Annotated in this window: 27 protein-coding genes; 7 read left to right on the top strand and 20 right to left on the bottom strand. The window is 63.2% G+C overall.

The window, feature by feature from the left end; all coding sequences use genetic code 11:
- Positions 1-668: ATP12 family chaperone protein (locus JQ600_RS16155; protein WP_212391724.1), on the bottom strand; the 668-nt coding region annotated here is incomplete at its 3' end.
- A gap of 148 nt (positions 669-816) precedes the next feature.
- Here JQ600_RS16155 and JQ600_RS16150 point away from each other — a divergent pair.
- Complete coding sequence (locus tag JQ600_RS16150) at positions 817-1,272, top strand: hypothetical protein (RefSeq protein ID WP_249135905.1); 456 nt, start codon at positions 817-819, stop codon at positions 1,270-1,272.
- A 4-nt stretch (positions 1,273-1,276) separates the two neighbouring features.
- Here JQ600_RS16150 and JQ600_RS16145 read toward each other — a convergent pair whose 3' ends face one another.
- Positions 1,277-2,392, bottom strand: coding sequence for an amidohydrolase family protein (locus JQ600_RS16145; protein ID WP_212391722.1), 1,116 nt, complete (start codon positions 2,390-2,392; stop codon positions 1,277-1,279).
- Between the two features lie 245 nt (positions 2,393-2,637).
- A complete protein-coding gene (locus tag JQ600_RS16140; RefSeq protein WP_212391721.1) occupies positions 2,638-3,837 on the bottom strand; it encodes an RluA family pseudouridine synthase in 1,200 nt (399 codons plus the stop codon).
- Positions 3,838-4,080: 243 nt separating this feature from the next.
- On the opposite strand from JQ600_RS16140, the gene JQ600_RS16135 reads away from it, so the two are divergent.
- Positions 4,081-5,034 (top strand): alpha/beta hydrolase, encoded by a 954-nt coding sequence (locus JQ600_RS16135; RefSeq protein ID WP_212391720.1) that lies wholly within the window; start codon positions 4,081-4,083, stop codon positions 5,032-5,034.
- Between the two features lie 206 nt (positions 5,035-5,240).
- A complete protein-coding gene (locus tag JQ600_RS16130; RefSeq protein ID WP_212489979.1) occupies positions 5,241-5,585 on the top strand; it encodes a hypothetical protein in 345 nt (114 codons plus the stop codon).
- A gap of 31 nt (positions 5,586-5,616) precedes the next feature.
- Here JQ600_RS16130 and JQ600_RS16125 read toward each other — a convergent pair whose 3' ends face one another.
- From JQ600_RS16125 to JQ600_RS16110, 4 genes are all read right to left on the bottom strand, one after another.
- On the bottom strand, positions 5,617-6,216 hold the full coding sequence (locus tag JQ600_RS16125; RefSeq protein ID WP_312011109.1) for a tetratricopeptide repeat protein: 600 nt from the start codon (positions 6,214-6,216) through the stop codon (positions 5,617-5,619).
- A gap of 107 nt (positions 6,217-6,323) precedes the next feature.
- Positions 6,324-7,667, bottom strand: coding sequence for a replication-associated recombination protein A (locus JQ600_RS16120; protein ID WP_212391718.1), 1,344 nt, complete (start codon positions 7,665-7,667; stop codon positions 6,324-6,326).
- Positions 7,664-9,055: a DegQ family serine endoprotease gene (locus JQ600_RS16115; RefSeq protein ID WP_212391717.1), complete on the bottom strand. Its 1,392-nt coding sequence runs from the start codon at positions 9,053-9,055 to the stop codon at positions 7,664-7,666. Before JQ600_RS16115 ends, JQ600_RS16120 begins: the two co-directional genes overlap by 4 nt.
- Positions 9,056-9,129: 74 nt before the next feature.
- A complete protein-coding gene (locus JQ600_RS16110) occupies positions 9,130-9,507 on the bottom strand; it encodes a helix-turn-helix domain-containing protein (protein WP_212391715.1) in 378 nt (125 codons plus the stop codon).
- A gap of 204 nt (positions 9,508-9,711) precedes the next feature.
- On the opposite strand from JQ600_RS16110, the gene JQ600_RS16105 reads away from it, so the two are divergent.
- From JQ600_RS16105 to JQ600_RS16090, 4 genes are all read left to right on the top strand, one after another.
- Positions 9,712-10,725: a zinc-binding alcohol dehydrogenase family protein gene (locus JQ600_RS16105; RefSeq protein ID WP_212391713.1), complete on the top strand. Its 1,014-nt coding sequence runs from the start codon at positions 9,712-9,714 to the stop codon at positions 10,723-10,725.
- A 130-nt stretch (positions 10,726-10,855) separates the two neighbouring features.
- Entirely contained in the window at positions 10,856-11,833 is a 978-nt protein-coding gene (locus JQ600_RS16100) for a Bug family tripartite tricarboxylate transporter substrate binding protein (RefSeq protein ID WP_249133234.1), read from the top strand.
- A gap of 7 nt (positions 11,834-11,840) precedes the next feature.
- A complete protein-coding gene (locus tag JQ600_RS16095) occupies positions 11,841-13,334 on the top strand; it encodes an amidase (RefSeq protein ID WP_212391711.1) in 1,494 nt (497 codons plus the stop codon).
- Positions 13,335-13,558: 224 nt separating this feature from the next.
- Positions 13,559-13,960: a hypothetical protein gene (locus JQ600_RS16090; RefSeq protein ID WP_212269280.1), complete on the top strand. Its 402-nt coding sequence runs from the start codon at positions 13,559-13,561 to the stop codon at positions 13,958-13,960.
- A 103-nt stretch (positions 13,961-14,063) separates the two neighbouring features.
- Here the strand turns inward: JQ600_RS16090 and JQ600_RS16085 are convergent, their stop codons facing one another.
- The 13 genes from JQ600_RS16085 to rplR form a co-directional block, all read right to left on the bottom strand.
- Positions 14,064-14,858 (bottom strand): SDR family NAD(P)-dependent oxidoreductase, encoded by a 795-nt coding sequence (locus JQ600_RS16085; RefSeq protein ID WP_212391710.1) that lies wholly within the window; start codon positions 14,856-14,858, stop codon positions 14,064-14,066.
- A 65-nt stretch (positions 14,859-14,923) separates the two neighbouring features.
- Positions 14,924-15,379: a hypothetical protein gene (locus JQ600_RS16080; RefSeq protein ID WP_212391709.1), complete on the bottom strand. Its 456-nt coding sequence runs from the start codon at positions 15,377-15,379 to the stop codon at positions 14,924-14,926.
- 106 nt (positions 15,380-15,485) lie between these two features.
- The gene (rplQ, locus tag JQ600_RS16075) at positions 15,486-15,902 is read right to left on the bottom strand and encodes a 50S ribosomal protein L17 (RefSeq protein ID WP_192733846.1); all 417 of its coding nucleotides are present in this window, start codon (positions 15,900-15,902) and stop codon (positions 15,486-15,488) included.
- Positions 15,903-16,026: 124 nt separating this feature from the next.
- Positions 16,027-17,058 (bottom strand): DNA-directed RNA polymerase subunit alpha, encoded by a 1,032-nt coding sequence (locus JQ600_RS16070; protein ID WP_192733847.1) that lies wholly within the window; start codon positions 17,056-17,058, stop codon positions 16,027-16,029.
- Positions 17,059-17,176: 118 nt separating this feature from the next.
- Positions 17,177-17,566: a 30S ribosomal protein S11 gene (gene rpsK, locus JQ600_RS16065; RefSeq protein ID WP_192733848.1), complete on the bottom strand. Its 390-nt coding sequence runs from the start codon at positions 17,564-17,566 to the stop codon at positions 17,177-17,179.
- 121 nt (positions 17,567-17,687) lie between these two features.
- A complete protein-coding gene (gene rpsM, locus JQ600_RS16060; protein WP_192733849.1) occupies positions 17,688-18,056 on the bottom strand; it encodes a 30S ribosomal protein S13 in 369 nt (122 codons plus the stop codon).
- A 184-nt stretch (positions 18,057-18,240) separates the two neighbouring features.
- Positions 18,241-19,113, bottom strand: coding sequence for an adenylate kinase (locus JQ600_RS16055; RefSeq protein WP_212391708.1), 873 nt, complete (start codon positions 19,111-19,113; stop codon positions 18,241-18,243).
- Positions 19,110-20,219: a preprotein translocase subunit SecY gene (locus JQ600_RS16050; RefSeq protein ID WP_249135903.1), complete on the bottom strand. Its 1,110-nt coding sequence runs from the start codon at positions 20,217-20,219 to the stop codon at positions 19,110-19,112. The genes JQ600_RS16055 and JQ600_RS16050 overlap by 4 nt, the downstream gene beginning before the upstream one ends.
- A 95-nt stretch (positions 20,220-20,314) precedes the next feature.
- Entirely contained in the window at positions 20,315-21,646 is a 1,332-nt protein-coding gene (gene secY / locus JQ600_RS16045; RefSeq protein ID WP_192733852.1) for a preprotein translocase subunit SecY, read from the bottom strand.
- A gap of 146 nt (positions 21,647-21,792) precedes the next feature.
- Positions 21,793-22,281: a 50S ribosomal protein L15 gene (gene rplO, locus JQ600_RS16040; protein WP_212269284.1), complete on the bottom strand. Its 489-nt coding sequence runs from the start codon at positions 22,279-22,281 to the stop codon at positions 21,793-21,795.
- Positions 22,282-22,364: 83 nt separating this feature from the next.
- Entirely contained in the window at positions 22,365-22,556 is a 192-nt protein-coding gene (rpmD, locus tag JQ600_RS16035) for a 50S ribosomal protein L30 (protein WP_192733854.1), read from the bottom strand.
- Between the two features lie 41 nt (positions 22,557-22,597).
- Positions 22,598-23,173, bottom strand: coding sequence for a 30S ribosomal protein S5 (gene rpsE, locus JQ600_RS16030; protein WP_028349043.1), 576 nt, complete (start codon positions 23,171-23,173; stop codon positions 22,598-22,600).
- A 62-nt stretch (positions 23,174-23,235) separates the two neighbouring features.
- Positions 23,236-23,595 carry a 50S ribosomal protein L18 gene (rplR, locus tag JQ600_RS16025; RefSeq protein WP_192733855.1) on the bottom strand — a complete coding sequence of 120 codons (360 nt, stop codon included), beginning with the start codon at positions 23,593-23,595 and terminating at the stop codon, positions 23,236-23,238.

Here is a 23,595-nt window from a genome sequence, read left to right as displayed (position 1 = left end):
TCCTCATCGACATGGGCGGCGGCCCAGACCTCGTCGGCGTTGCGCACGCCGTGGAACAGCGCCAGCGCCAGCAGCGCCGAGCCGGTCAGCGTCGTCACCACATGCATCGCCGCGATCGACCAGGGATCGCCTGGGAACACCGAGCGCGCCGCCTGGATCGCTGTTTCCGGCTGGGTGACGTGCACGATCCCCTCGGCCAGCATGAAATGGGCGCCGAGTTCATTGGCGGCCCAGAACACCACGGGGTCCCAATGCGCGGCTTCTTTTGCGACCAGCGCTTCGGGATGGCCGGCGCGATAGAACAGCAAATCCGTGCCGAGATATTTTGCGACGTCGTCGGCGACCGCGTCGACACGATCGACGACGCCTTCGCCGACGCTGTTGGCGAAGCGCGTCAACGGCATGGTCAGGGGGTTGATGGTCTCAACTTGCGCATTCCATTCCGCCGCGATCGCCTCCGCAATAACAGCGTTGGGCGCGACGACATGGCGGCCGGAGGGCGTGCGGATCGGCTTGCCGTCGAGCGTGACCGTAAAGCCACCATCCGCCTCGCCGACGCCGGCACTGGTATAAAAGCGCTTGCGCTGTGGCACGCGCGTCGCGCGCCGCACCGCCTCCTCGGGGTCGAACGGAGACTGGCCGGCCACTTCATCAAATAATTCACGCATCCGCGCCTTATAGCGCTTTTGGGCGAAATGGACACCGGTTCAGCGGAGAAAACACCCCAATTCGAGCCGCCCGGAAGGCTTTCGCCTGATGTCATTTACCGGCAAAATAGGCCCCGGTGAAACCAGGATAAGGCCCGAGACAGCGCCCATGAAAGCCGTGAAATTCCTTGCTGCGATCCTGATTTCGACGGCTGTTTTGGCCGCCCTGCCCGCGCAAGCCGGGTTCCGCACGCCGGAATCCCTGGTCCGCAATGTCTACGCCTATTACGGTAAGGGCTCGTCCGATCTGTCGAAGGGATTGCCGCGCAGCGCCGAAATCGCGGAGCAGTTTTTCGACCGCAGTCTGCGAAGCGCGTGGATCGCCCCGCGCGAGGCGCCGTACGATTTCATGGTGCAGAGCCCGAGCTGGAAAATCGGCCCGGTCTCGACAAAAATCCTGCGCACGGAATTCGACAAGACCTATGTCACCGCCAGCTTCAATAATAACGGCCGCGCCGTCACGCTGAATTTCATCGCCGTCAAGGGGCCTGACGGCTGGGTAATTTCGGACATTGAAAGCCCGCAGGATTCCTTGCGGCTGTTTCTCACGCAGTTCAAGCGCTGAGCCTTCACGGCTTGCGATAGATCACCTGCCCTGCACGGATCGTGTAGGCGACTTTCGCAAGGTTGCTGACGTCAGCCATCGGGTCGCCGTCAAGGACCACGAGATCGGCGTCAAAGCCCTTTTCTACTTTACCCTTCCTGGCCGCCTTGAAATATTTGGCCGGGTTCGTCGTCAGCGTGGCCAGCACTTCCTTTTCCGAAAGCGCGCGGTGCATCAGCTCGTATTCGACCGACGTGTCATAGATCGTGGTGAAGCCGACATCGGTGCCGAACAGAATGGCGCCGCCGTTGCCTGAAAACGCCTTGATCTGCTGGACGCCGGAATCGACGAGGCGCGCAGCCAGGGCTGGACCGCCGATAGTTTTCGCAAACAGCGACAGCGTCGGGATCAATGCAATGCCCTGCGCTTTGAATTTTGCGAGCTGCTCGGGGCTGTAGCCCGGTTGCCCGGGAATGATATGCGCCAGCACATCGACCCCGGCCGCAATCACCGTCTCCATTCCAGTCTTGTTTTGCGGATGCGCGAACACCGGCTTGCCCTGCGCATGCGCCACGTCGACCGCGGCCTTGGCGATCGACACATCCATATTCACGACGGGCTTGTCGCCCATATAGACGCCGGTGAACAGCTTCATGCCGTCGAGGCCCATACCGAAGTAGGCACGCGTCATTTGCGTGGCTTCCTCCGGCGTGGCGGCTTCGGGCAGTTGCAGTTCGGGCGGCAGATAGGCGGGATGGCCGCCTTTGGGGAAAATGTTGCCGGCGAAGAATATGCTTGGGCCGAGGATTTCACCGGCATTGACGCGCTTGCGGAGAGGAAGCGAGTCACGCGGATCGGAACCGAGGTCCCATACGGTGGTGAAACCCCATTTCGTCAGCATCTCCTGCATATGGTCCTGCAGCGGCGCCGCCGGCGCGGTGCCGGCGTTTTTCCAAACGCCTTGCGTGAAGTGAACGTGGCTGTTCCAGAAGCCGGCAACGACGGTCTTGCCGGTGCAATCGATGACGCGGGCATCCTGTGGGATTTGCACTTCGCTGCGGCTGCCGATCGCGGTGATGACGCCGTCGGTCGTTACAACCAACGCATCGGCAAGCGGCGTTGCGTCGGGCGATGCGTACACGCGGCCACCCGCTAGCGCGAGAGTTTCCGCTCTGGCTGGAGCGCCGAGCGCGGCAGCCTCACCCAGAAGAAAACAGAAAAGCGCAGCGCGGAGCCAAGTCCCGATCATATGCCGATCCCTTGTTCACGATGGCAGCCTGGTGCCAAAACAAACCGGACCGGGCGATAGCTGATTAGCACGCCCTCGATTTGATCGTTCTTGCGCTCCCGGAAAATTGATGGCGGCGCGCTGACAGATCGAACGTCTTACTCCTCCGGCGCGTTCTCGATCGGATCGAACCGGTCGGCCTCGAGGCCGAGCAGGTTCCAGGATTGCAGCATGTGCGGCGGCAGCGGCGCGGTCGCGTCGATCACACCGCCGCGCGGATGCGGGATCACGATCCGGCGCGCCAAGAGATGCAGGCGGTTCTGGATGCCGCCAGGCAGGTCCCAGTTTTCCTTGTTGAAGTATTTGGGATCGCCGACGATGGCATGATCGATATGCGCCATATGCGCGCGCAATTGATGGGTTCGCCCCGTCACCGGCTTCAGCGACACCCAGGCGAGCTTTTGCGCCGAGGTCTCGACCACGGCGTAATAGGTCACCGCGTGGCTGGCGCCTTCGTCGCCATGCTTGGCGATCCGCATGATGGTGTCGTCCTCGCTCTCCTCCTTGGCGAGATAGGTCGAGATGCGGCCCTGCTTCGGCTTCGGTACGCCCGCCACCATCGCCCAGTAAATCTTGCGCGCGGAGCGATGGCGGAACGAGCCGGTCAGCGCGGTGGCGGCGAAGCGTGTCTTTGCGATCAAAAGACAGCCCGACGTTTCCCGGTCCAGCCGGTGCACCAGTCTTGGTTTTTGTCCCTTGGCGTCGCGCATCACTTCCAGCATGTCGTCGACATTGCGCGTGATGCCGGAGCCGCCCTGCACCGCAAGCCCCGCCGGCTTGTTCAGCACCATGACATCGGCATCCTCGAACAGGATCATGTCCTTGAGCGCCTGCAGCGTCTTGGTCGCGGCCTCCGAGAGCGTGCCGCCGACCTTCGGCGTGTCGAGCTTGAGCGGCGGAATCCGGATGCTCTGCCCCTCCTCGATCCGGTCCTTGCTGTCGGCGCGCTTGCCGTTGACGCGCAGCTCGCCTTTGCGAACGATGCGCTGGATGTGGGAGAATGACAGCCCCGGGAAACGCGCCTCGAGGAAGCGATCGACGCGCATGTTGTTCTCGTCCGCGGTCACGACCACGGTCTGGACCTTGGTCGGCAGCGGCGGTGGCTCCGCGACGATCTTCTCCGGCTCGGGCACGTAAGGCGCCGGTTTCGGCGCGCGGGGCGCCGCGGCCGCAAAACGCGCCGGCGGCTTGCCGCCCGGACGATGGGCCGGCCGCTCGGCTTTCGAGCCCCGATAGGGACGCGCGCCCTTGGGGCGGTCGCCCGCCGGGCGGAGAGGTTTTTTGACGCGACGGCTCATGATTGGCTTGGCTCCGGATAAGGTCGTTGCCTAGCGCAAATGCAGCGAATCGTCACGGTGAATCGGCCCGTTCCGGGGAATGTCGGAGCAAAACCCGGCCGATCCGGCTTCAATTTCCGCTGCATTTGGCCTCGCGCCAGATCCACCTGATACTCGTGTGCGCGTGCGGAAGCTTGTCAGCCTTGTCGGCGGCCAGGCGGGCAGCGGCCGGATTATGGTTTAGATGCAAATGGGAGTTGCGGGATGAAATCGACGACATGGGCCGTGAAGGTGTTGCTGGCCGTGATCGCAGCCATGTGGGCAGGTTCAGCCCTCGCACAGCAGCCCCCGATGTCGGAGGATCTGGCGTGGAAGCTGCTGGAGCTCGGGCGCACCATTGACCCGCCCAAGACCGCCGCGCTCTACGCGCCGATGCAGCAAAAGGAGCCCTATGAGGGCGTCAAGACCGAGCGCGACGTCAAATACGGCGCGGCGGAGCGACATCTGCTCGACGTGTTTACGCCGGACACGAATTCATCCGCCCGACCGGTGCTGATCTTCATCCACGGCGGCGGCTTTGTTGCCGGCAACAAGCGCAATCCCGGCAGTCCCTTTTACGACAACATCATGCTGTGGGCGGTAAAGAACGGCTTTGTCGGCGTCAACGCCACCTACCGCCTCGCGCCGCAATTCGTTTATCCGGCCAGCGCCGAAGACCTTGCGTCGGTGGTGCAATGGGTGACCGAGAAAATCACCGAGCGTGGCGGCGATCCGGCGCGCGTCTTCCTGATGGGGCAATCCGCCGGCGCGGTGCATGTCGCCAACTACGTATCGCACCCCGAACTTCACAAGGTGAAGGGCGGCGGCCTTGCGGGGGCGATCATGGTCTCCGGCATCTACGACCTGACGGCATCGCCGGTCGGCGACGCCGAGATCACCTATTTCGGTTCCGATCCCTCGCGCCATGCCGAACGATCCTCGCTGCGAGGCTTGCTGGAGACAAAGATTCCATTGATGGCCACTGCCGCCGAACTCGATCCACCGCGCTTCATCGAGCAATACGAATTGCTGAAACAGGCCACCTGCAAAAGCGCCGAGGGGTGCGCGCGCACCTTCATGCTGCCGCAGCACAGCCACATGTCGGAGGTCTACGCGATCAACACGTCAGATACGCGGCTGACCGATGAGATCCTGGAGTTCGTGAAGACGGGCAAGTAGCTTTGCTCCCGGCTCTATGTGCCCGGCAATACCCGCGCTGAACCCTCACGAAGCGGTCCTCCATCCGCGACGACGAAAGCGTCCGGCCGGTGTGACCTTTGTCACTGAGCTATTCCCGAAGATGCTCATGATCTGCCGAGCGTGCCCGTGGAGCTTGCCGAACGGGCCGGCGCGGCTTGCGGACGCCAATCGAAGGGATCACGGGAATGTCCATCTTCGTGGGAATTCTGATCGCCATCCTGGGTACGGCGATGATTGTCGTCGGATCAGGTTTCGTTCTCGTATTCCGAATGGCGCTCCGCATTTTCGACCAATCGCTCAGCAGCGAGTTTGCCGGCCAGGGCCGAGAGCAGGTCGAACGCATCGCGATGAAAATCAGCAATCCGTTCGTGCGGCAAATCGTATTGAAGCATGTCGTGACAGCCGGAGGAACTCTGGCCGTCTCGCTGGCACGTGGGGCCATCGAGTCGCGGAAGCGAACGGCGCTGTACCTGGTGATCGCCGGCGTGCTTACGTTCGCCCTGGCCTGCGTTCAATTCGCGAAAGGTTGATGGCCGCTCGAGCAGGCGGAACTCCGGGTGCTCACTTGCACTGCGCGTCATTTCTCAAGCGATTGAGATCGACGCTCGCGTTGCTGGATGGACGCTGCTTCATCGCCACGTCGGCCGCCGCGCAGGCAGCCTCGCGGTCGCCATTTTGCAGGCGGGCGTGGGCGAGATTGATCCAGGCGTCGCCGAAGTCGGGCGTGTCCTTGACCGCCTGCTCCAGCACCGGCTGCGCCTCCTTTGGACGCTTGGCGACCAGAAGCACGCGGCCGTAGTCCGCATTCAGCATCTTCAACGGATTGGGCTGCTTCTGCGCAATCCGGAACAGTTCTTCGGCAAAGTCGAGGTCCTTGAAGCGAATTTGCGCAATCGCCGCCAGGCCGTGATAGACGACGCTCTGTTCGGGAGCGACCAGGTAGGCCTGGTTGAATCGCAGTGCAGCTTCGGGGTACTTGCCCGATCCAAGCGCCCGCCAACCACGCTTGACCACTTCGTCCAGGGCCTTCTCCTTGGTCCCGGCCGCCTGCACCAGCGCCTTTACAAACTTGTCGTCCTCATTCCGCTCCGCGTCGGTCTTGGCTGCGAATCCAAAGAACGGCTGCTCCTTGCTCGACGCCGCATAGGTACGCTTCGTCACCTGTATCCCCGGTGCAACTTCCACGGTGTCAGCCGACGCGGAATGCGCAAACCCCACTGCAAGAAGCGCGCACGCGAAAGCGAACAAGCCACGGCACTTCAGACCAATCATTCAGCGCTTCCCCCACTGCGTTCCCGCCGCAGCTTCGCCCAATAGTCCAGCCGCTTGCGGATTTCGCGCTCGAAGCCGCGGTCGGGCGGATCATAAAATGTCTGGCGACCCAGCGCTTCCGGGAAATAGTCCTGGCCCGAAAACGCATCGGGCGCATCGTGGTCGTATTCGTAGCCGGAACCGTAGCCTTCCGACTTCATCAGCTTGGTCGGCGAGTTGAGGATGTGTTTTGGCGGCAGCAGCGAACCGCCCTCCTTCGCCGTGCGCATCGCCGCGCCAAAGGCCTTGTAGGCGGCGTTCGATTTCGGCGCGGTGGCGAGATATATCACGGCCTGCGCGATCGCCAGTTCGCCCTCGGGATGGCCGAGGAAATCATAGGCGTCCTTGGCGGCGTTGCAGATCACCAGCGCCTGCGGATCGGCAAGGCCAATGTCCTCGACCGCCATGCGCACCACCCGCCGCGCCAGGAACAGCGGGTCTTCGCCAGCGTCCATCATGCGCGCGAGATAATACAGCGCCGCATCCGGATCGGAGCCGCGCACCGCCTTATGCAGCGCCGAGATCAGGTTGTAGTGGCCGTCGGCGGATTTGTCGTAGATCGGCGCGCGGCGCTGCAGGATGTCCTGCAACTTCTCGGCGTTGAAGACCTCACCCTTGCGCGCGGCACGCCAGACTTCTTCGGCAAGCGTCAGCGCGGCGCGGCCGTCGCCATCGGCCATCCGCACCAGCACGGCGCGGGCCTCGGCATCGAGCGGCAGTTTTTTGCCTTCGATCTTTTCGGCATGGGCGTAGAGCTGTTCCACCGCCACCGCATCAAGTGAATGAAACACCAGCACGCGGGCCCGCGACAGAAGCGCCGCGTTGAGTTCGAACGACGGATTTTCGGTGGTGGCGCCGACCAGCACCACGGTGCCGTCTTCCATCACGGGCAGAAACGAATCTTGCTGCGCACGGTTGAAGCGATGCACCTCGTCGACGAACAGCAGCGTGCCCTTGCCGGTCTCGCGGCGGGCGCGCGCGGCGTCGAACACTTTCTTCAGATCGGCGACGCCGGAAAATACCGCGGAGATCTGCTCGAAATGCAGTTCGGTGGCATCGGCGAGCAGCCGCGCCACCGTGGTCTTGCCGGTGCCGGGCGGTCCCCAGAACACCAGCGAGCCCAGCGTGCGCGTTTCCAGCATCCGCGTCAGCGCGCCGTCGGGGCCGAGGATGTGATCCTGGCCGACGACATCTGACAATGACTGCGGGCGCAGCCGGTCCGGCAGCGGACGCGGCGCGTCCTGCTCCATCCCTGCCGCGGCAAAGAGGTTGGCAGCTTCGCGTGGCTGCTTCGGGCTCATCCGCCGAGCGTCACGTTGATCTGCTGGCCGCCGCGCACCACCGTGATGCGCCAGATCCGTGCCGAGGTCTTGGACGCCTTGTCGAGATCGCTGGTCTTGGCGATCTTCTGGCTATTGACCGCGAGGATGATGTCGCCCTTCTGGAAGCCGACGCCGGCGGCGGTTCCGCCATCGGCGAGATCGATCACGACGACGCCTTCGGTCGAAGCGTCGAGCCGCAGCTCGTCGGCAACCGCCGGCGAGATGTTGGCGACCTTCGCGCCCTGGAACGGCGAGCGCGCGGTCAGCACGATCTCGTCGCGGTTGGTGTCGGGCGCGGTTTCCAACGGCACCGCCAACTTCACGGTCTTGCCGGCGCGCTGCACGTCGATCTGCGCCGAACCACCCAGCGGACGCGTGGCGAAGCGATAGTCGAACGCGTTGGGATCGTCGATCACCTGTCCGTCGATCGAGGTAATCAGGTCGGACAGTTTCAATCCGGCGCGCGCTGCCGGGCTGTTCGCCGCGACGTTGGCGACCAGCGCACCGGTCGGCGATTTGAGCCCCAGCGTCTCCGCGATCTCGGGCGTCACCGCCTGCAACTTGGCGCCGAGATACGGGCGCTTCACCGCCTTGCCGCCGCTCTTGGCGGACGCCACGACCACCCGCACCATGTTGGCAGGAATCGCAAAGCCGATGCCCTGCGAGCCGCCGGAGCGCGAAAAAATCGCGGTGTTGATGCCGGCAAGCTTGCCGGTCATGTCGACCAGCGCGCCGCCGGAATTGCCGGGGTTGATCGCGGCATCGGTCTGGATGAAGAACTGGTAGTCGGTGATGCCTACTTGCGTGCGCGCCAGCGCCGAGATGATACCTTGCGTCACGGTCTGGCCGACACCAAAAGGATTGCCGATCGCGAGCACGACGTCGCCGACCAGCAATTCATCGGAATTGGCAAAGTCGATCGTCGTGAATTTCTCCTTGGAGTCCTTGATGCGCAGCACCGCCAGATCGGTGCGGCTGTCTTTCAGCACGATCTCGGCTTCGAATTCGCGCTTGTCGGCCAGCGATATCTTGACCTGATCGGCGCCTTCGATGACGTGGTTGTTGGTGACGACGAGGCCGGAGGCATCGACCATCACGCCCGAACCCAGCGAACGCTGCATCTGCTCGGGCTGCTGGCCGGGCACGCCGAAGAAGCGGCGGAAAATCGGATCGTCCAGCAAGGGATTGCGGTTCTGCACGGTCTTGGCGGCATAGACGTTGACCACCGCCGGCTGCACCCGCTGCACGATCGGCGCAAAGGATAGCCGCAGCTCGGCTCCCGACGACGGCACGCGGCGGTCCTGCGCCAGCGCCGGCGTGGCAACGATCGCGGAAACCAGTAGCAGGGCAAGAGAGCGAATCAACATGCAAGAAATCCCGTAATTTGGTGCGTCAGATATAGGTGCGAGGCGGCAACGAGAGAAGACAAAGCGGTACACAACTACGCTGCGCGATCGGGCGCTTTGATGGTTTCCGGCGCAGGTCCACAGGACAGCCTGTCCCGATGGCTCTCCCCCCACGCCTTCAGCGTATCGATCACGGGGCGCAGGCTCTCGCCGAGCTCCGAGAGGGTATACTCGACCCGCGGCGGCACCTCGGCATAGACCTTGCGGACCACCAGTTTGTCATCCTCCAGCGCGCGCAGCTGCTTGGTCAGCATGCGCTGGGTAATGCTGGGCATCCGTCGCCGCAACTCCCCAAATCGCTGGGTGCCGGCCTGCAGATGGAACAGGATCACGCCCTTCCACTTGCCGTCGATCAGGTCGAGGGTGGCTTCCACCGAGCAGCCGGGCCGATGGGCAAAATTCCGCCTTTTCATGCGTTATTTTCCAATAGTATCCAAACAGGGACTAGTTCCCCGATTTTACAGTACTTGCCAAATTGATGCCAGCGCGACAGGTAGGGCCACAGCGTTTTCAACCGAAGCATGCCCCCGGAATTGATCCGTGGGTGCGACCGGTTCGCGTGAGGAAAACGCGTCAAATTTGGACCACCTGTTTTGGACAGTCAGGAGACAACAGCCATGAAGGCCGTCGGATATCAAAAATCGCTCCCGATCGAGGACGCGAATTCGCTGATCGATTTCGAGACCGCCAAGGGCGAGCCGAAAGGCCGCGACGTCAGAGTCGCCGTGAAGGCGATCTCGGCCAACCCGGTCGACTACAAGGTGCGCAAGCGCGCCGCGCCGCCCGAAGGCGAGACCAAGATCCTCGGCTATGACGCGGCCGGTGTCGTTGATGCGGTCGGGCCTGACGTGACGCTGTTCAAGCCCGGCGATGAAGTGTTCTACGCCGGCTCGATCCTGCGCCAGGGCACCAACTCGGAATTCCATTTGGTCGATGAGCGCATTGTCGGCAAGAAGCCGAAATCGCTCTCCTTCGCGCAGGCCGCCGCGCTGCCGCTGACCTCGATCACCGCCTGGGAGTTGTTGTTCGACCGCCTCGGCGCGGTGCCGGGCAAGAGCGTCGATCCGCGCACGCTATTGATTACCGGCGGCGCCGGGGGCGTCGGCTCGATCCTGATCCAGCTCGCGCGCCGCCTCACCGGCCTGACCGTAGTTGCCACCGCGACCCGGCCGGAATCGAAAAAGTGGTGTCTCGATCTCGGCGCGCATGCCGTGATCGATCATGGCAAGCCGATGAAGGAGCAGATCGAGCAGCTGAAAGTGCCGCCGGTCGGCCTCGTCGCCAGCCTCACCTACACCGATCAGCACTACAAGGGAATCGCCGACCTGATGGCGCCGCAGGGCAAATTCGGCCTGATCGACGATCCCCCGGAATTCACCATGAGCGCCTTCAAGGGCAAGGCGATCTCGGTGCATTGGGAATCGATGTTCACACGCTCGTCGTTCCAGACCCCGGACATGATCGCCCAGCACATGCTGCTGAACGACGTTGCCGACCTCATCGACAAGGGCGTGCTGCGCACCACGCTCGACCAGACCTTTGGCAGCATCAACGCCGCTAACCTCAAACGCGCGCATGCGCTTCTGGAGAGCGGCAAGTCGCGCGGCAAGATCGTGCTGGAGGGATGGTAGCGGGCCCATAATTGGGTTGATCGGGGACCCGATTCAAGGGAGCTTGTCCCTCATCGATCCGGGACGGCTGTCGCCGAAGACCCCGGCGCGAATTGCCGGGGTTTAGGTAAGACAGGAGTACGTGTTCGACATGATACGGATGTTTCTATTGGCCGCGATGGCGTCGGCCGGCCTGATCGGAAGCGCCAACGTGGCGGTGGCGCAGGCGAACTATCCCGAAAAGCAGCTCCAGTTGATCCTGCCCTTCCCGGCCGGCGGGGCCTCCGATGTCGTCGGCCGCATTATCGCCAGCGAACTGGAAGGGCGGCTCCGCAAGCCGGTGATCGTCATGAACCGCCCCGGCGGCGGCACCACCATCGGCGCGCGGGAGGCGGCCAATGCCGCGCCGGATGGTTATACGTTGTTCTTCTCCTCGAACTCTACCTTCACCCTGCAGAACGCGGTGAAGGAGACCGTGCCCTTCGACAGCGCAAAGGACTTCGAGCCGATAGGCCAGATCGGCACCATCGGCATGGTGCTGGTGACCCACCGCGACAACCCGATCAAGGATGTCGCCGCCCTCGTCGCCGCCGCCAAGGCCAATCCCGACAAGCTGTCGCTGGCTTCCTTTGGCGCGGCGACCATTTCCCATTTTGCCGGCGAACTGTTCAAGTCGAGCGCCGGCATCAAGATGGTGCACCTGCCCTACAAGGGCAGCGCGCCGGCGATGAACGATCTGATCGGCAAGCATATCGAGTATCACGTCGACACGGTGATCGCGGTCAAGCCTCAGACCGAGGCAGGCACCGTACGGCCGCTCGCCATCTTCTCTGCCAAACGCTCGACGTTCCTCCCGGATGTTCCGACGCTCGCCGAACTCGGCTATCCCAAGGCCGACATCATCTCCTGGGGTACATTGGTCGTGCCAAAGGGAACGCCCGCCGCGATCCGCGACAGGCTGGCGGGGATGCTTGAAGAGGCGATCGCGACCCCGGCGGTGATCGAGCGCTTCCAGAAGGTCGGATTCGAGCCGGCGTTCAAGCGCTATACGGACTGGCCGGGATTCGTCGGCAAGGAAATCGCCGAGATGAAGGCGCTGGCGCAGGCAGCCGGCATCAAGGAAGAGTGATCCTGATATGACCGAACCCTGCGACCTCTCCGCGGTGACGGCGCGGGCGCTGATCGGGGAGCGCAAGCTTTCGCCGGTCGAACTGCTCGATAGCTGCATCGGCCGCATCGAGGCGATCGATCCGGCGGTGAACGCCATGATCGCGCGTGGGTTCGATTCTGCGCGCGAGACGGCGCGACAGAGCGAGGCCGCTGTGATGCGCGGCGATCAGCTCGGGCCGCTGCACGGGCTGCCGCTGGGGGTCAAGGACCTGATCGACGCCAAGGGGCTGCCGACGAGTTTCGGCAGCGTGCTGTTCGCCGACAATATTGCTGGGAATGACGAAGCCATCGTCGCGATGCTCAGGCGCGCCGGAGCGATCGTCGTCGGCAAGACCAACGTCCCCGAATGGGGCGCGGGCGGCAACACCCGCAACGCGCTGCATGGCGCGACAGGCAATCCCTTCGACCCCGATCGGTCCGCGGCCGGCTCGTCCGGCGGATCGGCGGTGGCGCTTGCCACCGGCATGGTGCCGCTGGCGACCGGCTCCGACACCGGCGGATCGGTGCGCAATCCCGCCGCCTTTTGCGGCGTGGTGGGATTCCGTCCCTCGCCCGGGTTGATCGCAAGCAACAGCCGCAACATGGCCTGGCTGCAGATCTCGCAGCTCGGCCCGATGGCCCGCACCGTATCGGACGCCTGCCTGATGCTGTCCTGCATGCTGGACCGCGACGCGCGGGATCCGCTTTCTGCGATCCTTCACGCCGGCGGCTCGCCGGCGCCATCAGCCTATCGCGATCCACCGACGACCGACCTCGGCGCTCTGCGAATTGCGGCGACGACCGACTTCGGCTTCGCGCCAACGGAGCGCGCGATCGCCGAAACCTTCAAGACCAGGCTTGCAAGCTTCGGATCAGCGTTCCGCAGCGTCGAATGGACCCATCCGGATTGCAGCGATGCCGACGAGGTATTCGCGGTCCTGCGCGCAGTGGCCTTCCTCGGCCGCCATCGCGAGCTTGCGGAAAAACATCCGGACAAGGTCGGCCCCAACATTCGCGACAACGTCGCCGAGGGCCTCGGCTATTCGGCGCTCGACGTCGCGCGCGCATTGTCGATGCAGACCGAGATGTACCGGCGCTGGCAGGAGTTTTTCGGCGAGCACGATTTCGTTCTCGCGCCCGCGATCACGATCAGCCCGCGGCCGTGGTCGGAATTGTACCCTGCCGTCATCGATGGCCGCCCGACGAAATCCTATTTCCATTGGCTGGCGATGGCCTATGCGGTCACCAATGTCGGGCATCCCGCGGTGGCGATACCGGCGGGCCGCGACGGCGCCGGAATGCCGTTCGGTATCCAGGTGATCGGACCGCGAGGCGGCGATCTTGCGACGCTGTCGGTGGCCCGCGAGATCGAGGCGCTGCTGTCAGCCAATCCGGCGACCGCCCGCCCCGTTCCCGACCTCGCCTGGCTGGGCCGCCAGAAGCCGATTGCCGGCAAGCCGGGATTCCGCGATTTCGACTGAGGATGCAGGCGTCGCGGGCGCATTCACGCCGGCGCCACCCCCTCCACAAACATCAGCCGGCGCTCCATGTGCCTTGCGACGGCGGCACTGAAAGCCGCCTGAACCCCCGTTCATGAATATTAAATCTGCCGCCCGGCCGTCCGGCCGCTTGCCGCGTGCAACGAACTTCACTTGAATGTGTTTATTGAGCGTCTGCTTTACGGATTTGCGGAAAGGAGTGTTCCATGAGGAAAGCACCTTTGATCCTGGCACTTGCGGCCGTCCTCGGCCTGACGGCGATCGCGGCACCCTCGCCCGCGGAAGCGCGCTGGCGCGGCGGCGGATTTTTCCCGGGGATCGCTGGCGGACTGCTGGCGGGAGCGGTGATCGGCGGAATTGCGTCGAACGCTTACGCCTACGGTCCGGGCTACGGGTACGGCCCAGGCTACGGGTATTATGGCGGCGGCTACGCGCCAGCCTATTACGGCGGCGGGTACGCGCCCGCCTATTATGGTGGTTACGCACCGGGCTACTACGGCGGCTACTATGGTGGCCCCTATGTTCGCCGCGTATATCGTCCGGTCTACGCCTACGGTCCGCGCTTCTACGGTCCGCGGTACCATCGCGCCTACTACCGCCGCTGGTAGTTGCACTAAAAAGGGCCGCGCGAAATGGCGGCCCTTTTTGTCTTAGGCAGTTCGCGTTAGTCGGATATGCGACGCCGCGCCGTGCACACACGCCGGCACCGCCTCACGCGATGGTTTGCACGATCCCGCCTTCGACACGGAGCGCGGCGCCGTTGGTGGCGGAGGCTTCCTTCGAGCTGACATAGACCACCATGTTGGCGATCTCCTGAACGCTGGCAAAGCGCTGCAGCAGCGAGGTCGGGCGATGCTGTTTCACGAAGCTGGAAGCCGCCTCTTCCACCGACTGGCCATTCTGCTTGGCCAGATCCCTGACGAAGGTCTCGACGCCCTCCGACATCGTCGGCCCCGGCAAGACCGAATTGACCGTCACCGCGGTGCCGCGGGTCAGTTCCGCAAGGCCCCGCGCGACCGCGAGCTGCGCGGTCTTGGTCATCCCGTAATGGATCATCTCCTTTGGAATGTTCAGCCCGGATTCCGAGGAGATGAAAACGATGCGGCCCCAATTGCGCGTCAACATGCCGGGCATGTAGGCGCGCGACAGCCGCACGCCCGACATCACATTGACCTCGTAGAAGCGGCTCCAGTCCTCGTCGGAAATATCGAAGAAGCCCTTGGGCTCGAATATCCCGGCATTGTTGATCAGGATGTCGACGCTGGGCAGCGCGGCCAGCAGCGCCTTGCATCCCGCAGCGGTCGAGACATCGGCGGCAACGCCGCGGACCTTGGCGCCGGGCACGGCCTTGGTGATTGCCCCTGACGCGGCGTCAACCTTGGCTTGCGAGCGTCCATTGACGACCACGCTGGCGCCGGTCGCGGCGAGGCCCTTGGCGATGGCGTGTCCGATGCCGGCGGTCGAGCCCGTGACCAGCGCGGTTCTTCCCAAAAGATCGATGTTCACTGGATATCTCCCTTCATTGATGATGGAGATATCGGAAGCGGCGGGCGCGGCCGCAATCGTTCTCTTCAGTTCGTGAACCCTTTCAGGATAGCTTCCTCGCTTTCGCAGTAGAGGGCCCTCTCGAGCTGGTCAGCAAATCCGCCGACAGCCGCATATTCCGCCAGGAAGCGGATCGTGGCGCAGTTCTGCACGTCGGCGTCAGGCGTTCTTCTCGAGGACTCCGAGGCAAGGTCGACGCACACAAGAAGCGTTCCCCGGGAGTTGTAGGGCTTGATGGTGATTCTGAGATGGCATTGGTCGAGAGTGCCGTCCCCGCTCCAGAAGCCGCCTTCGATCGTCGGCGGGTTCGGTGACGTCAACGGGAAAGCTCGAAGGCTGGCGACAAAGGTGTGCTTCACTTGGTCAGGACCAATCCACGCTGATCCTTGCGCGGAGAACGCACCTGATTGCGCCGTCGCGATGATTTGGCCGGTTCCGTCATCATCCGGCCTGTACGTAATCCGCAGTTCCGCGACGCTCATTCTGCAATGCTCCGGTGAGGCCACCCTTTTCCCCACCCTACGAAGTGCTGCTCCAATAAAAAAGCGGCGCCGAAGCGCCGCTTTTGGAAACTGATTTCGGAAAACCTTACGCCGCTTCGGCGGACTTTTCCTGCACCGGGCCGGAGTCCTTGCCCTTGGCGTCGACGTCGCGGTCGACGAATTCGATCACGGCCATCGGGGCGTTATCGCCATAGCGGAAGCCGGCCTTGATGATGCGGGTATAGCCGCCCTGGCGGTCCTTGTAGCGGGACGCCAGCACGTCGAACAGCTTGCGAACCTGGTCCTTGTCGCGCATTTCGGAGATCGCCTGGCGGCGCATGGCGAGCCCCCCCTTCTTGCCGAGCGTGACGAGCTTCTCGACGATCGGGCGCAATTCCTTGGCCTTGGGCAATGTGGTGACGATCTGCTCGTGCTTGATCAGCGCCGCGCACATGTTGGCGAACATCGCTTTGCGATGCTCGGCGGTGCGGTTGAGCTTCCGGTGAACCTTGCCGTGACGCATGTTGAATTCCTCAATACTTATTCTGTCGCGACGGTTCGTCGGACTTGTTGCTCAGGTGGGCCGCCTGCGTTCGCCCAAAATGCAATGGCCGCGCTTTCGCCCGGCCATCGCGGTCATTGCTAAATCAATAGTGGTCTTCGAAGCGCTTGGCGAGCTCGTCGATGTTCTCCGGCGGCCAGCCCGGCACTTCCATGCCGAGATGCAGACCCATCTGGGCCAGCACTTCCTTGATCTCGTTCAGCGACTTGCGGCCGAAGTTCGGGGTACGGAGCATTTCCGCTTCCGACTTCTGCACGAGGTCGCCGATGTAGACGATGTTGTCGTTCTTCAGGCAATTTGCCGAACGCACCGACAACTCCAGTTCGTCGACCTTCTTGAGGAACGCCGGGTTGAACGCGAGATCGGGGATGATCTCCTGCGCCACTTCCTTGCGCGGCTCTTCGAAGTTCACGAACACGTTGAGCTGATCCTGCAGGATGCGGGCGGCATAGGCCACCGAGTCTTCCGGCGTGATCGCACCATTGGTTTCGATCGTCATGGTCAGCTTGTCGTAGTCGAGGATCTGGCCCTCGCGGGTGTTCTCGACCTTGTAGGAGACCTTGCGGACCGGCGAGAACAGGCTGTCGACCGGGATCAGGCCGATCGGCGCGTCTTCCGGACGGTTACGCTCGGCGGCGACATAGCCCTTGCCGGCAGCGACCGTGAATTCCATGCGGATTTCAGCGCCCTCGTCCAGCGTGCAGATCTGCAGGTCGGGATTGAGCACAACGACGTCGCCGACGGTCTGGATGTCGCCGGCGGTGACGACGCCCGGGCCCTGCTTCTTCACGACCATGCGCTTGGGGCCTTCGCCCTGCATCTTGATCGAGATGTCCTTGATGTTGAGCACGATGTCGGTGACGTCCTCGCGAACGCCCGCGATCGAGGAGAACTCGTGCAGCACGCCGTCGATGTGCACCGACTGCACCGCGGCACCCTGCAGCGACGACAGCAGGATGCGGCGCAGCGCGTTACCGAGGGTCTGGCCGAAGCCGCGCTCGAGGGGTTCTGCGACAACGGTCGCAAACCGGGCCGCATCGGTGCCCGGTGTTACCTGCAGCTTGTTCGGTCGGATAAGTTCTTGCCAATTTTTCTGGATCGTCACTGTGTCACCCATGTGTCAGTCCTTTGGGCCAGTCGTGCCCGCAACTGACGTTGGAGATCGCGGATCAGCCCGCGGCTGTCGAAATTCCAAGGCAATCGCGCGGCGGATAAATCCGCCCGCGACCAAAAAATCAAACGCGCCGACGCTTGCGCGGACGGCAACCATTGTGCGGGATTGTCGTCACGTCGCGAATCGATGTGACGGTGAAGCCCGCCGCCTGCAGCGCGCGAAGCGCCGACTCACGGCCCGAACCGGGGCCCGCAACTTCCACTTCCAGCGTGCGCATGCCGTGTTCCTGCGCCTTCTTGGAAACGTCTTCGGCCGCGACCTGCGCGGCATAGGGGGTCGACTTGCGCGAACCCTTGAAGCCCATCGTGCCGGCCGACGACCAGGCAATGGTGTTGCCCTGCGCGTCGGTGATGGTGATGGTCGTGTTGTTGAACGACGAATTCACATGCGCGATGCCGGAGGCGATGTTCTTGCGTTCGCGGCGACGTATGCGGGTGGCTTCCTTGCCCATTCCAAAACCTTTCCTGTGATCTCAAACGCCGCCGTAGTGCCAGCGGCTACACCTAAAACGCGAAAAGCAGACGGTGAGGAGCGAATGGAAATTCGCCGCCTCGCGTCAGCTGTTCGCGAGCTTATTTCTTCTTGCCGGCAATCGACTTGGCCGGGCCCTTGCGCGTGCGCGCATTGGTGTGGGTGCGCTGGCCACGCACCGGCAGGCCGCGGCGATGACGCAGACCGCGATAGCAGCCGAGGTCCATCAGACGCTTGATGTTGATGCCGACTTCACGACGAAGATCGCCCTCGACCAGATAGTCGCGGTCGATGACTTCGCGGATCTGCAGAACTTCCTGGTCGCTGAGCTGGCTGACGCGGCGCTCGGCGGGAATCTTCACCTTCTCGATGATCTCGGCCGCGTTCTTCTGGCCGATGCCATGGATGTACTGGAGCGCGATCAAGACGCGCTTGTTGGTCGGGATATTCACGCCGGCAATACGGGCCACGGACTTCTCTCCTGTCACCGATCCCTCGCGGACCGGGCTATGTTCTTGCTAACTCGGGCAGGTGTCCGCAAACGCGAACACGACGCCCGTCCCCTCAGATTCTTTGGGGCCCGGCATCGTCTGAAACTATCCGACTTGGATGCGGGGCTTATTAAAGGATTCAACTCGGTTTCGTCAACCGTCTCTATCGTTTAGCTCGCTTTTTCGTGACCTTTTTCACGGCCTTCTTGGCGGGCTTTTTGACCGCCTTTTTGGCCGTTTTCTTGCCCGTTTTCTTGGCAGTTTTCTTGGTCGCCTTTTTGGCCTTTTTTGCCCCTTTGGAGGCCGTTTTGGCGGCCTTTGGAGCGGATTTGGCGGCTTTCCCGGCGGATTTGGCAGCTTTTTTGCCCGCGGGCCTGGCGGTCTTCCTGGCGCCTGCCTTGGCCTGTTTGGCCGGTGCAGCTGCCTTCGCAGAAGCTTTGGGTTCCACCGCGCCGATCGCGGACAGGATCCGGTTAATTTCCCGGGTGACGTGCTCGATGGTCATCATGCCATCGACCGTGAGCAGCTTCCGCCGCTCCGAATAGTAGTGAATCAGCGGCTCGGTCAGGGTCCGGTAGCTCGCCAGCCGCTTCGACAGCACCTCCGGAGTGTCGTCGATTCGCACCTCCTCGCCCCTCGCCCGCATCTCGGCGACGCGACTCTCGACGCGGTCGAGCAGCGCGCTCTCGTTGACGCGCAGTTCGATCACGGCGTCGAGCTTGATGTGCTTCTTCTTCAGCAGCTCATCGAGGGCGGCGGCCTGCGGCACCGTGCGCGGAAAGCCGTCGAGGATGAAACCGTTCTTCATGTCGGGCTGGTCGAGGCGGTCGGAGATGATGCCGATCACGATTTCATCCGGCACCAGCGACCCGCTCGCCATGATGTCCTTGGCCTGCAAGCCGATCGGCGTCTGCGCGGCCACCGCAGCGCGCAACATCTCGCCGGTGGAGAGCTGGATCAGTTCGTGTTTGTGGACCAGCCGTTGCGCCTGGGTCCCCTTGCCCGCACCCGGCGGCCCCAAAAGGATCAATCTCATGACAATTCGCCCCCCGGCTTGGTGAGCGAATGCCCGCGCACCTGCGTTTTGATATCAAGGATAGTGCAAACCACAATCAGCGCCGACCCACCACCAAAAAGAAAGGGCAGCTCACCGTAAGCCACCAGGGCTTCCGGAATCAGCGACACGGCCACGAGGTAGACGGCTCCGATGAAGGTCGTCAACGTCACGACGCGATCGAGATGGTCGGCGGTGGGTTCGCCCGGCGCCACGTCTGTAATCGCGCCGCCCCGCTTGTGCAAGACCTCGGCGATGCGCGCGGGATCAAGCACATAGGCGGTATAGATGAAAGCCAGCACGAAGACCGCAATGGATCCGAGGATCATGTGGACCGGCCGGGCGAACTGGATGTGGTCGTAGGCGGCGGCGAGCGTCGGTGTCTGGCCGAAGGCCAGGGTCGCAAGCACCAGCGGAAGATAGAATATCCACGGCGTCACGGTGGCCGGGATCAGGAACCCGGCGCTGTTGATCTTGATCGGCAGCACCGAGGAGCGCGCGGGAAGCAGGCGTGTTCCCGCCTGGCGCGCGGCATATTGCACCGGCACGTTCCGCCGCGCGCCTTCGACGAGGACGATGACAGCGACGCCCACGACCGCGAGGATGGCCAGCAGCAGCAGAACGCTGCCGGAGATCGCCCCCTGTCCCAGCAGTTGGAAGGTGGCGGAAATATCTGCCGGAAGCGAAACTATGATGCCGACGAACAGAAGCAGCGCGAGACCGTTGCCGATCCCGTGGCGGGTGATTTGTTCGCTGAGCCAGACCAGGAAGAACACGCCACCCACCATCGTTGCAGTGGCCGACAGCAGGAACCAGGCGCCGGGCTCGGTGACGAGGCCGGGAACGTCCTGAAGACCGGACGCGACGCCGAAGGCCTGGAATGTCGCAAGCAGCAGCGTCAGGATCAGCGTGAAGCGGGCAATCTTGCGGCGGCCGGCCTCACCCGATCGTTCGAGCGCGCTCAGCCTGCCCCACACCACAGCGACAAGCTGCATGACGATCGCGACACTCAGATAGGGAATGATGAAGAGCGCGAAAATCGAAATGCGGGCGGCAGCGTCCGATGAAAGCAGCAGGCCGGCCTGCATCTGTGGCGAGAGGCCCGCAAGCGGGACATGACTGCCGAGCCGGAAGATGAGCAGCGCGCCGATCGTGATAGCGACCCGGCGCGGCAGCTCAGATTTCATCGACGGCGGCCCTTGAGCTTGGATTTACGGATCAGCCCTTCATACTGATGGGCGAGCAGATAGCCCTGCACCTGCGCCACCGTATCCATCGTCACGCTGACGACGATCAGAAGCGAGGTTCCGCCAAAGTAGAACGGCACCGCGGCGTAAGAGATCAGAACTTCGGGAATCAGGCAGACGATGGCGAGATAGATCGCGCCGAGCACCGTCACGCGCGACAACACGTAGTCGATATATTCGGCGGTACGCTCGCCCGGACGGATGCCGGGGATGAAGCCGCCATGCTTCTTCAGATTGTCCGCGGTCTCGGTCGGATTGAACACGATCGCGGTATAGAAGAACGCGAAGAACACAATCAGCGCGAGATAACAGAACAGGAAGAGCGGACGGCCGTGGCTGAGCTGGGTGTTGAGCCACTGGAACCACTCCGGACCCTTGCCGGCGTTGAAGTTGGCGACCGTGGTTGGCAGCAGCAGCAGCGACGAGGCGAAGATCGGCGGGATCACGCCCGAGGTGTTGAGCTTGAGCGGCAGATGCGAGGACTGGCCCTCGAACATCTTGTTGCCGACCTGGCGCTTCGGATACTGGATCAGGAGCCGCCGCTGCGCGCGTTCCATGAACACGATGAAGGCGATCACGACGACCGCCATCACGATCACGACCAGGATCAGGGCGGTCGACAGCGCACCCTGACGGCCGAGTTCGAGCATGTTGGCGAGCGCCGAGGGCAACTCGGCGACGATGCCGGCCAGGATGATCAGCGAAATACCGTTGCCGATGCCGCGCGAGGTGATCTGCTCGCCAAGCCACATCAGGAACATGGTGCCGCCGGTCAGCGTGATCGCGGTGGAGATCAGGAAGAACGGCCCGGGCTCGCTGACGACGTTACCGGCGCCTTGCAGGCCGACCGCGATGCCGTAGGACTGGAACGCGGCGAGGATCACCGTGAGATAGCGGGTATACTGGTTCAGCGTCTTGCGGCCGGCCTCGCCTTCCTTCTTCAGCGCCTCGAGCTGCGGCGAAACCGTGGTCAGAAGCTGGATGATGATGGACGCCGAGATGTACGGCATGATGTTCAGGGCGAAGATCGCCATGCGGTTGATACCGCCGCCGGCGAACATGTTGAACATGCCGAGGATACCGCCGGCCTGCGACTTGAACACCTGCTCCCAGGCCGCGGGATCGATGCCGGGCAGCGGAATGTAGGTGCCGAGCCGATAAACAAGCAGCGCACCCAGTGTGAACCAGATGCGCTTCTTCAGTTCGTCGGCTTTGCCGAGCGCGGAGAAATTGAGGTTTGCCGCAAGTTGTTCTGCTGCTGAGACCATGTCTAGGCTTTCTCCCGCCGTCCCTCACGCCTCTAGCCCCGAGCGGGGCCATCGGCAGACGCCGGACATTATTTGGTGCTCGGCTTCGATAAGTCCATCGTTCAATCGGCGCATTGCCCGCGCCGCGGCGGGCAATGACGCAGATGTTACGCCGCCTCGCCTTCTTCCTTCTTGGCCGGAGCCAAAACCTTCACCGTACCGCCGGCCTTTTCGACCGCCGCAATCGCGGATTTCGAGGCGCCATGCACCTCGATGGCGAGCTTGGCCTTGATTTCGCCGCGGCCGAGCAGCCGCAGGCCGTCCTTGGCGCGGCGCAGCACGCCGGTCTTCACCAGCGATTCGGCGGTGACGGTTTCGTTGACATCGACCAGCTTGGCATCGATCGCGTCCTGCAGGCGGTCGAGATTGATCTCGGCGAAATCGAGCTTGAAGATGTTGTTGAAGCCGCGCTTCGGCAGGCGCCGATGCAGCGGCATCTGGCCGCCCTCGAAACCCTTGATGCGCACGCCCGAACGCGCGGTCTGGCCCTTGCCGCCGCGGCCCGCAGTCTTGCCCTTGCCTGAACCGATGCCACGGCCGACGCGCATGCGCTTCTTGCGCGAGCCGGCGTTGTCGGCGATATCGCTGAGCTTCATCGCGAAATTCCCTTATCTATGGAGCATGATCTTGACCGAAAACCGGTCCCCACTTTTCGGGATCATGCTCCTCCCTGTCTTGCTTACTCGCCGACGACGCGGACGAGATGTTGAACCTTGCTGATCATGCCGCGAACTTCAGGCGTATCCTGCAGCTCGGAAACCCGGCCGATCTTGTTGAGCTTGAGGCCGATCAGCGTCGCACGCTGCGAGTGGTGGCGGCGAATTGCGCTGCCAGTCTGCTCGACCTTGATCATCTTTGCGGCCTTGGCCATCGTCTTGACTCCGAACGGCGCGGGAAGCTGCGCCTGATTGTTTATTCAGCCACCACTTCGGCATCGCCACCGACGCGGCGCGACTGCAGCGTGGACACCTTGATGTTGCGGCGTGCCGCCACCGAACGCGGCGAATCCTGATGCTTCAGCGCGTCGAAGGTTGCGCGAACCATGTTGTAGGGGTTCGACGAACCGATCGACTTCGCCACCACGTCCTGGATGCCGAGCGTTTCGAACACCGCGCGCATCGGACCGCCCGCGATGATGCCGGTACCGGCGGGGGCTGCGCGCAGATAGACGCGGCCCGCACCGTGACGGCCGGCGATATCGTGATGCAGCGTGCGGCCTTCGCGCAGAGCAACGCGCGTCAGGTTACGCTTCGCCGATTCCGTCGCCTTGCGGATCGCCTCGGGAACTTCGCGCGCCTTGCCGTGACCGAAACCGACCCGACCCTTCTGGTCGCCGATCACGACCAGCGCCGCAAAGCCGAAGCGCTTGCCGCCCTTGACGACCTTCGCCACGCGATTGATGTGGACCAGCTTGTCGACGAACTCGCTGTCGCGCTCTTCGCGATCCCTGCTCCGTTCGCGTCCGCCGCGTTCGCGTTCACCTGCCATGGTGTTTTCCAATCTCAGGGAGCCTAACGCCCCTGTCCTTAATCTTGGTTCAAAACCGGTTGTTAGAAGCTCAATCCGCTTTCGCGGGCTGCATCCGCGAGCGCCTTGACGCGCCCGTGATACAGATACTGACCGCGATCGAATATCACTTCCTTGACGCCCTTCTGCACGGCGCGTTCCGCCAGCAGCTTGCCGACGGCCTTGGCCGCATCGATGTTGGCGCCCGTGTTGCCGCTCTCGCGCATCGTCTTTTCCAGCGACGACGCGGAAGCCAGCGTCTCGCCCTTCAGGTCGTCGATGACCTGGGCATAGATATGCTTCGACGAGCGGAACACCGACAGACGCGGACGTCCATTGGCGGAGCGGCGCAGTGAATTCCTCACACGCTGCTTGCGCCGGGCATTTGTAACTTTCAGTGACAT

Source organism: Bradyrhizobium sp. AUGA SZCCT0176 (assembly GCF_018130145.1).
GTDB lineage: Bacteria > Pseudomonadota > Alphaproteobacteria > Rhizobiales > Xanthobacteraceae > Bradyrhizobium.
The sequence above is the reverse complement of the archived record's forward strand: the minus strand, read 5'-3'. Positions and strand labels throughout refer to the sequence as shown.

What these genes read in the sequence shown, in the direction of transcription:
- JQ600_RS16050 (WP_249135903.1), bottom strand. Translation starts at nt 20,219, where the DNA reads ATGCAGGCCGGCCTGCTGCTTTCATCGGACGCTGCCGCCCGCATTTCG.
- JQ600_RS16080 (WP_212391709.1), bottom strand. Translation starts at nt 15,379, where the DNA reads ATGAGCGTCGCGGAACTGCGGATTACGTACAGGCCGGATGATGACGGA.
- JQ600_RS16120 (WP_212391718.1), bottom strand. Translation starts at nt 7,667, where the DNA reads ATGAGCCCGAAGCAGCCACGCGAAGCTGCCAACCTCTTTGCCGCGGCA.
- rplR (WP_192733855.1), bottom strand. Translation starts at nt 23,595, where the DNA reads ATGTCACTGAAAGTTACAAATGCCCGGCGCAAGCAGCGTGTGAGGAAT.
- JQ600_RS16090 (WP_212269280.1), top strand. Translation starts at nt 13,559, where the DNA reads ATGAGGAAAGCACCTTTGATCCTGGCACTTGCGGCCGTCCTCGGCCTG.
- JQ600_RS16095 (WP_212391711.1), top strand. Translation starts at nt 11,841, where the DNA reads ATGACCGAACCCTGCGACCTCTCCGCGGTGACGGCGCGGGCGCTGATC.
- JQ600_RS16055 (WP_212391708.1), bottom strand. Translation starts at nt 19,113, where the DNA reads ATGAGATTGATCCTTTTGGGGCCGCCGGGTGCGGGCAAGGGGACCCAG.
- JQ600_RS16105 (WP_212391713.1), top strand. Translation starts at nt 9,712, where the DNA reads ATGAAGGCCGTCGGATATCAAAAATCGCTCCCGATCGAGGACGCGAAT.
- rpsK (WP_192733848.1), bottom strand. Translation starts at nt 17,566, where the DNA reads ATGGGCAAGGAAGCCACCCGCATACGTCGCCGCGAACGCAAGAACATC.
- rpsE (WP_028349043.1), bottom strand. Translation starts at nt 23,173, where the DNA reads ATGGCAGGTGAACGCGAACGCGGCGGACGCGAACGGAGCAGGGATCGC.
- JQ600_RS16130 (WP_212489979.1), top strand. Translation starts at nt 5,241, where the DNA reads ATGTCCATCTTCGTGGGAATTCTGATCGCCATCCTGGGTACGGCGATG.
- rplQ (WP_192733846.1), bottom strand. Translation starts at nt 15,902, where the DNA reads ATGCGTCACGGCAAGGTTCACCGGAAGCTCAACCGCACCGCCGAGCAT.
- JQ600_RS16110 (WP_212391715.1), bottom strand. Translation starts at nt 9,507, where the DNA reads ATGAAAAGGCGGAATTTTGCCCATCGGCCCGGCTGCTCGGTGGAAGCC.
- JQ600_RS16150 (WP_249135905.1), top strand. Translation starts at nt 817, where the DNA reads ATGAAAGCCGTGAAATTCCTTGCTGCGATCCTGATTTCGACGGCTGTT.
- secY (WP_192733852.1), bottom strand. Translation starts at nt 21,646, where the DNA reads ATGGTCTCAGCAGCAGAACAACTTGCGGCAAACCTCAATTTCTCCGCG.
- JQ600_RS16140 (WP_212391721.1), bottom strand. Translation starts at nt 3,837, where the DNA reads ATGAGCCGTCGCGTCAAAAAACCTCTCCGCCCGGCGGGCGACCGCCCC.
- JQ600_RS16100 (WP_249133234.1), top strand. Translation starts at nt 10,856, where the DNA reads ATGATACGGATGTTTCTATTGGCCGCGATGGCGTCGGCCGGCCTGATC.
- JQ600_RS16115 (WP_212391717.1), bottom strand. Translation starts at nt 9,055, where the DNA reads ATGTTGATTCGCTCTCTTGCCCTGCTACTGGTTTCCGCGATCGTTGCC.
- JQ600_RS16070 (WP_192733847.1), bottom strand. Translation starts at nt 17,058, where the DNA reads ATGGGTGACACAGTGACGATCCAGAAAAATTGGCAAGAACTTATCCGA.
- JQ600_RS16135 (WP_212391720.1), top strand. Translation starts at nt 4,081, where the DNA reads ATGAAATCGACGACATGGGCCGTGAAGGTGTTGCTGGCCGTGATCGCA.
- rpmD (WP_192733854.1), bottom strand. Translation starts at nt 22,556, where the DNA reads ATGGCCAAGGCCGCAAAGATGATCAAGGTCGAGCAGACTGGCAGCGCA.
- rplO (WP_212269284.1), bottom strand. Translation starts at nt 22,281, where the DNA reads ATGAAGCTCAGCGATATCGCCGACAACGCCGGCTCGCGCAAGAAGCGC.